The organism is Pirellulales bacterium, assembly GCA_019636345.1.
Taxonomy (GTDB): Bacteria; Planctomycetota; Planctomycetia; order Pirellulales; family Lacipirellulaceae.
Genome location: JAHBXQ010000002.1, coordinates 986,077 through 998,122 on the forward strand (window position 1 = coordinate 986,077; position 12,046 = coordinate 998,122).

Here is a 12,046-nt window from a genome sequence, read left to right on the forward strand (position 1 = left end):
AAGGGCAATCGACGCTGAGAATCGACCGTTCGACCGCAAACGGCGGGGATGATCAACCACGACGTCGCTTGCGTATCTCGGCTGCCGATGGCGAGGCGTCCCGCTTGGTGGCCCGTCATCGCGTGCATTTTTCCTTGAACACAGCGGCTTGTCGGCGGCATGGCCGCCATTCCGGCGCTGTCTTGCCGTCTCGCAGACGAAGGTCAGGAGCCGAATTTCCAATCGTCGGACGCCCGCCGTGACCATCGCGCGGCGAGAAGCGTTGAAACCTCCGAGAGCAAAGAGTCGGACACGCCACGGCGAAGGCGGTTCTGCCCCAGCCCGCCAGGGTGAGGCTGGCGCACTTTTTGCTTAACCGTCCTGCAATCCCTCGCACTCACGCCCCGCTGGGGGAACGTTTGTCGCCAGATTCGGGAAAACACGCTAGATTTAGCGACTATCGGCACGGCAGTCGAAAACACCAACAAACGAAGCACCGCTGCCGGGCGGCACGCCGATGCTTCGTTGGCGAGCATCTATGCGCAGAGAATAGGCAAGCAGCGATTCCCTGGGCCAATGTCGGAAGGCGGAACCTCCCATGGCGTACTCATCCCCAAGCTACGACGAGATGTTCATCGACGCCGATGAACCTCGTTCCGCTTGTCGCGGGTTTTGCGAACGACTCAAGACGATCCCCGGCGACGAGCTCAGCACCCGCCAACTCGCGGCGGAAGCGAGCCTGCGGGACCTCGGGATCACCTTCAACGTCTACGGCCACGAGGACGGCGCCGAAAAGGTCTGGCCGTTCGACATCGTGCCGCGGATCCTCGACGAGCGCGAGTGGCAACGGGTCGATCAGGGACTGCGGCAGCGCGTCTCCGCGCTCAACATGTTCGTCGACGACGTTTACAACGGTCGCCGCATTCTGCACGACGGGATCGTCCCCGAAGACCTGATCTTCTCGGCGCCGACCTATCGGCCGCAGCTCGAAGGGTTCAGCCCCGTCAACAAAATCTGGTGCCACGTCAGCGGCGTCGATTTGGTCCGCCACCAGGACGGCACGATCTACGTGCTTGAGGACAACCTGCGCTGCCCCTCGGGGGTGTCGTACGTCCTTGAAAACCGCGAGATCATGAAGCGCACTTTTCCGCAGGTTTTCGAGGGGATGTCGATCGCTCCGGTGGAAGAGTACCCCGAGCGATTGCTGCAAATGCTGCTCGCTTGCGCCCCGCCGAACGCCTACTCGCCGACGGCCGTGGTCCTCACCCCCGGGGTGTTCAACTCGGCTTACTTCGAGCACACGCTCTTGTCGCAGGAGATGGGGGTCGAGCTCGTCCAGGGCGCCGACCTGTTCGTCCGCGACGATCACGTGTTCATGAAGACGACGCAAGGCCCCCGCCGGGTCGACGTGATCTATCGCCGGATCGACGACGACTTTCTCGATCCGCGTCACTTCCGCCCCGATTCCGTCCTGGGGGCGCCCGGGCTGCTCGAGGCTTACCGCCGCGGGAACGTCACGCTCGCCAACGCCCCCGGCACGGGCATCGCCGACGACAAGGCGGTCTACGCCTACGTCCCCCAGATGATCAAATACTACCTGAGCGAGGATCCGATCCTGGAGAACGTGCCGACGTTCTTGTGTTCCGACGAATCGCAGCGCGAGCACGTCATCGCGAACATTCACGAGTTGGTGGTGAAGCCGACCAACGAATCGGGGGGCTATGGAATCCTCATCGGTCCGCATGCCAGTCAGGCTGAACGCGAGGAGTGCGTCGCGCGGGTTCGCAGCAACCCGCGCAATTACATCGCCCAGCCGATGTTGAACCTGTCGACGGCCCCGACGATCGCAAACGGTGCGCTCGCTCCGCGACACGTCGATCTGCGGCCGTTCGTGCTCTGCGGCGAGAATATTTACGTGATGCCCGGCGGTTTGACGCGCGTAGCGTTGAAGGAAGGCTCGATGGTGGTCAATTCTTCCCAAGGCGGGGGAAGCAAAGACACCTGGGTCTTGCGGCTCTCGAACGGACGACTGGCCGCCCCCAGCGCGAATTAGGGGGGCGGGCATGCTGAGCCGGGTCGCCGATTCTCTGTACTGGATGAACAGGTACGTCGAACGCGCCGAAAACGTGGCGCGGTTTCTCGACGTCAATTACAATCTCACCCTCGGCGAAGGGGGCGGGCTGGGGCACCAGTGGTCGCCGCTGGTCAATACCACGGGGGACCATGAGCGGTTCATCGAGCTGTACGGCGAATCGAATCGCGCCAACGTGGTGCAGTTCCTCGCGTTCGACGATCGCAATCCCAATTCGATCATCAGTTGCATCACAAGCGCCCGCGAAAACGCCCGCAGCGTCCGCGAGACGATCACCACGGACATGTGGGAGCAGGTCAACAAGTTCTACCTGCTGGTGCGGGCCGCAGCCCGGGCCCACAAATCGGGAGACAACGCCAACGCCTTCTGCCTGGCCGTCAAGTTGGCCAGCCATACGCTGGTAGGAATCACCTATACCACCATGTCCCACGGCGAGGCGTGGCACTTCCTGCGGATGGGCCGGCTCATCGAGCGGGCCGACAAAACGTCGCGGATCGTCGACGTGCAGTACTATCTGCTCTTGCCGACGTTGGACGACGTGGGCGGTTCGCTCGACGTGGTCCGCTGGTCGGCCCTGCTGCGGTCGACCAGCGCCCTGACGATGTACCGTCGGGTCCATGGCCAGATCCGCCCCGAGCGGGTGGCGGAGTTCCTGATCCTCGACCGCGATTTTCCCAGGGCGATGCGGTTTTGCGTGTTAGGAGCGCAAAATTCGTTACAGCACATCACCGGCACGGCCGCCGGCACGTTCCGCCGCCGTTCCGAGCAGCTTCTGGGCCGGTTCCGGGCGGTCCTCGATTACACGAGCATCGCCGACGTGATTCAGCGGGGAATGCACGAGTACATCGACGATTTTCAGACTAAACTTAATGAAATCGACGACGCCATTCAGACCGATTTTTTCAAGCAAGGCGGGATGAACGAATCGGGGCAGCGTCAGTCGCAGATTTGAGTTGAGAGTTCTTTCCCGCGATGGTCGCAGTCGCTTGCGCGCTGATCGATCTTCGCCCCCACCTTGCTGACCGTGCGCTTCCTCGCCCCCTGTCGGCGCGGCTGGCGCGGCGGAACGGTCCGGCCCCGGAATACCGCCCCGATGAGCATTCGCGTTGCGCTGCACCACAAGACGAGCTACTCCTACGATCGGCTGATCGAAGTGAGCCCGCAAATCATCCGCCTCCGCCCGGCGGTCCATTGCCGGACGCCGGTGCTTAGCTACTCGCTGCGCGTCGCGCCGGAGCAGCACTTCCTCAACTGGCAGCAGGACGCCTTCGGCAACTTCCTGGCCCGCTGCGTCTTTCCCGAAAAAATCGGCTCGCTCTCGATCGAGATCGACTTGGTCGCCGAGATGAAGTCGATCAATCCGTTCGATTTCTTCCTGGAGCCGTACGCCGAGTCGTTCCCGTTTGCGTACGAGGCGGCGGAGCTGGCCGATCTCAAGCCGTACTTTGCGACCGCGCCGGTCGGTCGACTGTTCCACGCATTTCTCGGCTCGGTCGATCGAACGCCGCGCCGGACGATCGACTTTTTGGTCGAATTGAACCAGCGGCTGCAGCACGAGATCAAGTACTTGGTGCGCATGGAGCCGGGCGTGCAAACCCCGGAGGAATCGCTCGAGCGCGGCAGCGGCTCGTGCCGCGACTCGGCGTGGCTGCTCGTCCAGTTGCTGCGCCATCTCGGGTTTGCGGCGCGGTTCGCCTCGGGGTATCTCATTCAATTGGTCGCGGACGTCAAGCCGCTCGAGGGCCCCGAGGGTCCGACCGCCGACTTCACCGATCTGCACGCCTGGACCGAGGTCTATCTCCCCGGCGCCGGCTGGGTCGGGCTCGACCCGACCTCCGGCCTACTGGCGGGCGAGGGGCACCTGCCGCTGGCCTGCACGCCGTCCCCGATTTCCGCGGCCCCGATCACCGGTTCCCACGAGATGTGCGAGGTCGAGTTCGACTTCGCCATGAGCGTGGCGCGGGTCCACGAGGACCCGCGCGTCACCAAGCCCTACACCGAACAGCAGTGGGAGCGGATCGAGACCTTGGGGCACGTGGTCGACGATCGACTCGCCGCCAACGACGTTCGCTTGACCATGGGGGGCGAGCCGACGTTCGTCTCGATCGACGACATGACCGGCGACGAATGGCAAACGGCCGCCGTTGGCCCCACGAAACGACGCCTTGCAGGCGACCTGCTGATGCGGCTGAAGTCGCGGTTCGCCCCCACGGGACTCGTCCATCACGGCCAAGGAAAGTGGTACCCCGGCGAGTCGCTGCCGCGCTGGGCGATGCACAACTACTGGCGGCTCGACGGCGAACCAATCTGGCTCGATCCCGCCCTGTTCGCCGACATCGAAGGGGACTACGGTCACACCGCGGCCGACGCGATGACGTTCATTCGGTCTTTGGCTGAGCGGCTGGCGGTGAATCCTGACCACGCCGTCCACGCGTTTGAAGACGTCATGTACTATACGTGGCGCGAACGACGCCTGCCGGCCAACGTCGACGTGCACGACTCGAAGCTCGAAGACGCCGAAGAACGGGCTCGCATCGCCCGAGTGTTCGAGCAGGGGATCACCCAGCCGGTCGGCACGGTCCTGCCGCTGCAGTTTCGCTGGTGGGAGGAATCTCCCCGTTGGCAAAGCGGCGCCTGGGTCGTGCGCAGCGACGAAATGTTCCTCATCCCCGGCGATTCGCCGATGGGATACCGACTGCCGCTGCAGTCGCTGCTGTACGCGGGGGGCGACGCGGCGGCGGCCGAGTACTACGCCCTCGACCCGCTGGACGCCACGGCCGCGTTGCCCCCCTATCGCGCGCTCCGTCAACGCCGAGACGAGGTCCCCTGGTCGGTCGGATACTACGGCAACGGCGTCGCCGACTCCACGGCCGTCGCGGTCCGCCGGCAGCGGCAATTGACCGCGGTCGGCGCCGACGGAGGCCACGGATTTGCGGGCGGCGACGAGGGCGATTCCGATTCGCACGCCGAAACGCCCGACTCGCCCCGCGCGACCCGCGGCGGCGAACCGTACAAAGTCGACGGCTGGTACGGCGACCCGAGCGACGTCGTGCGGACCGCCCTCTGCGTCGAACCGCGCGAAGGGAAGCTGCACGTCTTCATGCCGCCGATCGATCGGCTGGAAGTCTATCTCGATCTCGTCGCGGCCGTGGAACAAACGGCCGAAGCGCTGGCGACGCCGGTCGTGCTCGAAGGCTATCTCCCCCCCCACGACAGCCGGTTGCAGCACATCAAGATCTCTCCCGACCCGGGCGTGATCGAGGTCAACGTCCATCCGGCGCACAACTGGGGCGAACTGGTCGAGATCACCTCGGGCATCTACGAGGACGCCCGGCAATCGCGGCTCGGGACCGAAAAGTTCGATCTCGACGGGTCCCACACCGGCACCGGAGGCGGCAACCACGTGGTGCTCGGCGGCGCGACGCCGGCCGACAGTCCCTGGCTCCGCCGCCCCGATTTGCTCAAGAGTTTTCTCTCCTACTGGCACAACCATCCGTCGCTGTCGTATCTGTTCTGCAACAAGTTCATCGGCCCCACCAGCCAAGCGCCGCGAGTCGACGAGGGGCGGGCCGACGCGCTGTACGAACTGAAGATCGCCTTCGAGCAGATCCAGCGCGACGCGCCGTGTCCTCCCTGGAAGGTCGACCGCGTGTTCCGGCACCTGCTGGTCGACGGCACCGGCAACACGCACCGCGCCGAGTTTTGCATCGACAAGCTCTTTTCGCCCGACACGGCGTCCGGCCGTTTGGGGCTGGTCGAGTTCCGCGCGTTCGAGATGCCCCCCCATGTCCGGATGAGCCTCACGCAACAGTTGCTCATCCGCACGCTCGTGGCCCGCTTCTGGGAGCGGCCGTACGAAGCGCCGCTGGTGACCTGGAACACGACGCTGCACGATCGCTGGATGTTGCCTCATTTCGTCTGGCAGGACTTCTGCGGCGTCGTCGAGGATTGCCGCGCCGAGGGGTACGAACTGGAGACGGAGTGGTTCGCGCCCCACCTCGAGTTCCGCTTCCCCAAGATCGGCGCCTTCGTTCACCGGGGCGTCGAGGTCGAACTGAGCCGCGCCATCGAGCCCTGGTACGTGCTGGGCGAGGAACCGGCCGGCGGGTACACGGCCCGCTACGTCGACTCGTCGATCGAGCGACTGCAGGTCAAGGCCCGCGGGGTGACCAGTCCGCGGTACGTCCTCGCCTGCAACGGTCGCCGCGTGCCGCTGCATCCCACGGGGGTCGAAGGGGAGTTCGTCGCGGGGATCCGGTACCGGGCTTGGCAGCCGCCGAGCTGTCTCCACCCCACGATTGGCATTGACGCCCCGCTCGTGTTCGATTTAATCGACGAGTGGAATGGCCGCTCCGTCGGGGGGTGCCAGTACCATGTCGGTCACCCAGGCGGGATCAACCCGGCGACGTTTCCGGTCAATGCGCTGGAGGCGGAGAGCCGTCGAGCGACGCGATTCTTCGGATTCGGACACACCGGCGGGCCGACGGTCGCCCCGCCGGCTGACGTCACGCCCGAATTTCCGCTGACGCTTGATCTACGTCGCGGCAAGGCGCCTGTTTGATGCAAGGACAGCAGCAGACAGCCGGAATGTCCCCCGGCGCCTCTCCCGCGGCGCCGTCGCGCTCCCTGCTGGACGCTCCCTACGGACCGCTGCCGACCGGCTACGACGAGGCGCTCGGCCCCGATGGCGCCTATCGCCCGCGCTGGCGGGAATTCGCCGAGCAACTCGCCAAGGTCGGCGCCCCCGATTTCAAACGCCGCTGGGCCGAGTCGCAGCGACTGATCTACGAAAACGGACTGGCTTACAGCGCCTACGGCGATCCGGTCAGCAACGCGCGTCCCTGGCAACTCGATCCGCTGCCGCTCATCGTGCCGATCGACGAGTGGCAAGTCCTGGCCGAAGGTCTCGCCCAGCGCGCCGCCCTGCTGCGATTGACCCTCGCCGACTTGTTGGGAAAGCAAACGCTCGTCCGCGACGGCGTACTCCCTGCCGAGGCCCTCTTCCGTCACCCGGGATTCTGCCGCCCGTTTCATCAAGCGGCTCCGGCCGAACCCGAGCAGTTCCTGCAACTGTACGCCGCCGACGTCGCGCGGGCCGAGGACGGCTCGTGGTGGGTGCTCGGCGATCGCACCGAGAGCCCCTCCGGCGCCGGGTTCGTCATCGAGAATCGGGTCGTCGTCTCGCGGATGTTGCCCGAGGCGTTTCGCTCGATGTACGTCCATCGGCTCGCCCCGTTTTTCATCGCGGTGCAGGATCGGCTGCGCGAGCGAGCGCATACGCACCGCGACAATCCGCGGATCGTTTACCTCAGCCAGGGGCCGCGGGACCCCGATTTCTTCGAGGACGCCTACCTGGCCCGCTACCTCGGCTATACGTTGGTCGAGGGCGCCGACTTGGCGGTCCGCAACAGCCGCGTCTGGCTCAAGACGCTCGAAGGGCTCTCGCCGGTCGACGTCATCCTGCGGCGTCCCAACAGCGTCGCCTGCGACCCGCTCGAACTGGGGGGCCAATCCGAGCTCGGGGCCGCCGGGCTGCTCCACGCGGTCCGCTCGGGCAATCTGTCGATTTTGAATCCGTTGGGCAGCGGGCTGGTCGAGTCCGCCGTCTTCATGGCGTTCATGCCCCGCTTGGCCCAGGCCTTGCTCAAGGAGCCGCTCAAGTTGCCCGGCGTCGCCACGTGGTGGTGCGGCGAGCCGGAGTCGCTCGCCTACGTCCTGGCCAATCTTGACCGCCTGCGCGTGAAGCACGCCTATCGCCGTCGCGGGCAGGACAACACCTTGGGCCGCGAACTGGGGGAACTCTCGCGGGACGAGCTCGTCGCTCGAATCAAGGACCGCCCGTACGACTACGTCGGCCAGGAGAGCGTCCACCGCTCGACCGCCCCGGCGTGGAACGGCGAAGCCCCGCGCCCGGTGCATGTCGTCGTGCGGGCGTTTGCGGTCGCTGACGGCAAGTCGTTCCAGGTCCTCGATGGGGGGCTCGCGCGCACCTCGCCGACGACCCCCGCTCCGTCGAATCGGCAACCCGCGATCGAAGGCAGCAAGGATCTGTGGATCGTCGGCAATGAAAAGGTCGAGCCGATCACGCTCATGGCTCATCACGACCGGCCGATCGCGCTCTGCCGCAGCGGGTCGGAGATTCCCAGCCGCGTGGCCGACAACATCTACTGGCTCGGCCGGCACATCGAACGGGCCGATGCTGGGGCCCGCCTGCTGCGCACGATTGCGCTGCGGCTCAGCAGCGAACTGGCGACCCCCTCGCTGGCCGCGATGCCCCCGTTGTGGCGGGCCTTGGCCGAGCAAGGTCAGATTGAACCCGGTTTCGTTTTGGAGGGGCTCCGCCAACGCCTGCCGAATCTCGAACATGCCTTGCCGCGGATGGTCTATGACGCGGCCCAGGGGGGCTCGCTCGCGGGGGTGGTCGCCGAAGCCGCTCGGCTCGCCGCCCAGGTTCGCGACCGGATCTCGATGGACGCCTGGCGCGTCGTCAAGCGGATGCAGCGGCAATTCGAACGCGTCGACCCCGCCGCAGTCGATTGGACGACCCTGCTGAACCTGTCGAACGAAATCCTCGTCGACGTCGCCGCCCTGGGGGGCATGGTCATGGAAAGCATGACCCGCACCCAGTTGTTCCGATTCCTCGACATCGGCCGTCGCTTGGAACGCGCGTTGCAGGTGACGACGCTGCTGCGGTGCTGCTTCGTCGGCGACGAAGCGACCTCGGCCGAACTGCTCGAGTCCGTCCTCGAGATCGGCGACAGCATTATGACGTACCGTTCGCGGTATCTTGCCAATTTCCAGTTGGCGCCGGTGCTCGACCTGCTGCTGACCGACGAAACGAATCCGCGCAGCGTCGCGTACCAACTTGCCGCCCTGGAGAATCATGCCGGGCAGCTTCCCCGCGACCGGCGTCGCCCCCAGCTCGACGACGACCAACAATTGATTATGTCGATGGTGCACGCCGTACGGATGTCCGACGTCGAGGAGATGAGCGAGCAACGCTGCCTCGGGCAGGGCGCCGCGCTGGCCGGGTTGCTCGAGGGCTTGGAACGCGACCTCCCGCAGCTCAGCGATGCGATCGCGTTTCGCTACTTGGTTCTCGCCGGTCCCGCGACGCAGATCGCCACCATCCACCCGGGCGAGTAAGCGCCCCTCGCGCCGCCATGCACTATCACCTTCGGCACACGACGAAGTATTCGTACGGCGAGTCGGCGCCCGTCTGCCAGAACCTCATCCGCCTGCGACCCCGCGATTTGCCGTGGCAGCGCGTGCTGTCCCACCGGCTCGTCATCGCCCCCGAGCCGGCGGGGACCGCTGCCTGCACCGACTACTTCGGCAATCAGGTCGAGTATTTCGCCATCGAGGAGCCCCATCGCGGACTGGCGGTCACCGCCACCAGCGAGGTCGTGCTGACGAGTCGCTCGGCCAATTCGGAACACGCCCCGGGGCCTGCGTGGGAGGAGGTTGTCGCCGAGTTGACGACCGGCGCCGCGGCGAACGACCCCGAGGTCCAACAGTTCCGCTACTCCTCGCCGTATGTCCCCGTCGAGGAACGATACGGCAAGTACGCCCGCCCGGCGTTTGCGCCCGGCCGCGGGATCGTCGCGGCGCTCCGCGAGTTCACGACCCGCATGCACGCAGAGTTTCAGTTCGACCAGCGGGCCACGCACGTCGGCACGACGGTGGGAGAGGCGTTTGATCGCCGGGCCGGCGTTTGTCAGGACTTTGCTCACGTGCAGATTTCCTGTCTCCGATCGCTCGGCTTGGCGGCCCGATACGTCAGCGGTTACCTGCGGACCTCGCCTCCTGCCGGCAAGCCCCGCCTCGTCGGCGCCGACGCCTCGCACGCCTGGGTCGGCGCGTACTGCGGATCGCTGGGATGGATCGACTTCGATCCTACGAACGACGTCCCCGTCGACCTCGACCACGTCACCGTCGCCTACGGTCGCGATTACGGCGACATCAGCCCGTTTCAGGGCGTAATCCTCGGCGGAGGAGCCCCCGTCATGTCGGTGGCCGTCGACGTCGTCCCGCACGGCGAAGACCGTTGACCCAGACCGTGCAGCGCGTGCGATCGCCCACCCCTTTGGGACAGCCCCTGCCAGCGAACCGCCGAGCGCCCAGCCGGCAAGCGTCGGCAGGCAGGTGATGTCGGCGACCCATTTCTGGTTCGGCCGCTCGGCCGAGAAGTCGCGAGCAAGCGCGATGCGGGTCGCCGCCGATTGGCGCCGGAGTCGGTTCGCAGTATTCGAAAAAAACGGCGCAAAACGATTGACTCCCCCAGCCCCACGCATTAAACTGCAACCGGTGGCAGTCAGTAAGATGATTACGCTTTTCTCGCTCCTTTTCAGTAGTTTTCTGCTTCGTATGAGCCCCGTAATGGCTTGTGCAACCGCTGGCGGTTAGCGGGCTTGAATCGCTGGCTGCGAACCGTCCCTCCGGCAAACTGCCGGAAATTCCCCGAATTCTCCCCCGGTCCCGTGACCATGCCTGCGACGATCTACGACATTGCCCAAAAGGCCGGCGTGTCCAGTTCCACGGTCGCCCGGGTCCTCCGCGGCAGCACGCTCGGCCTGCGTCGCGACAGCGCCGAACGGGCCGATCGCATTCGCGAAATCGCCAGCGAGTTGGGCTATCGCCCCAACGTCCGGGCGCGGGCGTTCTCCGAACAACGGACCAAGGGGATCGGGCTGCTCTACTCCGACGACGCGTGGGTCTTTGAAGGGGTCAACGACAAGGTCGTCCAGGGGCTCGTCAACGAGCTGCGCAAGTCGGGCCATCATTCGCTGCTCGTGCCGCTGGACGACACGGCCGACTGGGAAGAGGTCGTCCTCGGCGGTCACATCGACGGGTGCGTCGCGTTCCAGCGGTTGCCCGAACAGGTTCGCGACGAGATTCGCGACGCCGGCCTGCCGTGCGTCATGCTCGGCGACGATTCCGATCCGACGTTGCCGCAGATCCTGGTCGACGACTTCGGCGGCGGCTACGCGGCCGCTCGTCATCTCATCGGCTTAGGTCACCGGCGGATCGCCCTGTTCGTGCACGAGTGCGTCAAACCCCATTGCAGCATCGGCGAGCGCCGTCGCGGGGTCGAGGCGGCCGTCGTCGAGGCGGGGCTTCAGCCCCTGTTCTGGCACTGCACCGAGGCCGAAACCGTCGAGCGGCTCGTCCGCGGCGACGAGCCGGTGACCGGGCTCATCTGCTACAGCGATCTCGAGTCGACGCTCGCGGTCTTCGGGCTGTGGCAGTACGGGCTGCGGGTTCCCGATTTTGTCAGCGTCGTTGGTTTCAACGACAAGTTCGCGACCGAGTTCATGATGCCGCCGCTGACGACCGTGGGGTTCGACGCGTGTCGCATCGGCTCGCTCGGGGCGCAGTTGGTCGTCAGCAGTTTGGCCAATCCCGGGGACGCGTCGGAAACGGATCTCGAGGTCGAGACCGATGCGGCCACGGGCGCGGCGAAGATCGTCACGGTGAAAACGAAACTGATCGTCCGCGCATCGACGGCGGCGCCTAGAACCTCGCGGGGGCAGAAGATCTAGGCGCCGCGTCGATCGCGGCGGACCCGCTCGCCGCGGGTCCGAAGCATTCCTCCTTTTTGTCTCGTCTCCGCTTAGAACGTGATTGGATTTCGTCTTCGGCGTTTCTGCGCTGCTGTTGTCTGCAAGATTTGCACCTTTTCTGGAGTCGTTCTCATGAAGCGAAAGATCTGCTTGGTCAGGACTGTCCTGGCGCTCGGTTTCTTGTGCCTTTCAGGCGTGGCTTCGGCCGCATTGATCACGTCCTTTGAAACCGGCGATTTCGACGGTTGGAATGCCGGGTCTCCGTTCGGTTCGCCGACCGTGGTGAACTCGAATCGCGCTTCCGATGGCGTGTACAGCACCGAGAGCGTGTTTACGGTCCCTAGCAACTACGGCGGCTGGGGCAAGCACACGTTGATTTCCAGGGGCACCGCCGACATCGGAATCACGAGCG

The 12,046-nt window shown here is 65.6% G+C and carries 7 protein-coding genes; all 7 read left to right on the top strand.

The features are described from left to right. The first annotated feature begins 577 nt into the window (after positions 1–577). Positions 578–2,032 carry a circularly permuted type 2 ATP-grasp protein gene (locus KF688_07730; protein ID MBX3425551.1) on the top strand — a complete coding sequence of 485 codons (1,455 nt, stop codon included), beginning with the start codon at positions 578–580 and terminating at the stop codon, positions 2,030–2,032. Between the two features lie 10 nt (positions 2,033–2,042). Next, on the top strand, positions 2,043–3,023 hold the full coding sequence (locus KF688_07735; GenBank protein MBX3425552.1) for an alpha-E domain-containing protein: 981 nt from the start codon (positions 2,043–2,045) through the stop codon (positions 3,021–3,023). A 141-nt stretch (positions 3,024–3,164) separates the two neighbouring features. Further along, positions 3,165–6,632, top strand: coding sequence for a transglutaminase family protein (locus tag KF688_07740; GenBank protein ID MBX3425553.1), 3,468 nt, complete (start codon positions 3,165–3,167; stop codon positions 6,630–6,632). 26 nt (positions 6,633–6,658) lie between these two features. Further along, entirely contained in the window at positions 6,659–9,217 is a 2,559-nt protein-coding gene (locus tag KF688_07745) for a circularly permuted type 2 ATP-grasp protein (protein ID MBX3425554.1), read from the top strand. Positions 9,218–9,234: 17 nt separating this feature from the next. Next, the gene (locus KF688_07750; GenBank protein ID MBX3425555.1) at positions 9,235–10,122 is read left to right on the top strand and encodes a transglutaminase family protein; all 888 of its coding nucleotides are present in this window, start codon (positions 9,235–9,237) and stop codon (positions 10,120–10,122) included. 435 nt (positions 10,123–10,557) lie between these two features. After that, entirely contained in the window at positions 10,558–11,613 is a 1,056-nt protein-coding gene (locus tag KF688_07755; GenBank protein MBX3425556.1) for a LacI family DNA-binding transcriptional regulator, read from the top strand. Positions 11,614–11,766: 153 nt separating this feature from the next. Next, on the top strand, positions 11,767–12,046 hold a 280-nt coding region (locus KF688_07760; protein ID MBX3425557.1), incomplete at its 3' end, for a hypothetical protein.

Excerpts from the sequence above, each read along its gene's own strand:
- KF688_07730 (MBX3425551.1), top strand. The coding sequence starts at position 578 with ATGGCGTACTCATCCCCAAGCTACGACGAGATGTTCATCGACGCCGAT.
- KF688_07735 (MBX3425552.1), top strand. The coding sequence starts at position 2,043 with ATGCTGAGCCGGGTCGCCGATTCTCTGTACTGGATGAACAGGTACGTC.
- KF688_07740 (MBX3425553.1), top strand. The coding sequence starts at position 3,165 with ATGAGCATTCGCGTTGCGCTGCACCACAAGACGAGCTACTCCTACGAT.
- KF688_07745 (MBX3425554.1), top strand. The coding sequence starts at position 6,659 with ATGTCCCCCGGCGCCTCTCCCGCGGCGCCGTCGCGCTCCCTGCTGGAC.
- KF688_07750 (MBX3425555.1), top strand. The coding sequence starts at position 9,235 with ATGCACTATCACCTTCGGCACACGACGAAGTATTCGTACGGCGAGTCG.
- KF688_07755 (MBX3425556.1), top strand. The coding sequence starts at position 10,558 with ATGCCTGCGACGATCTACGACATTGCCCAAAAGGCCGGCGTGTCCAGT.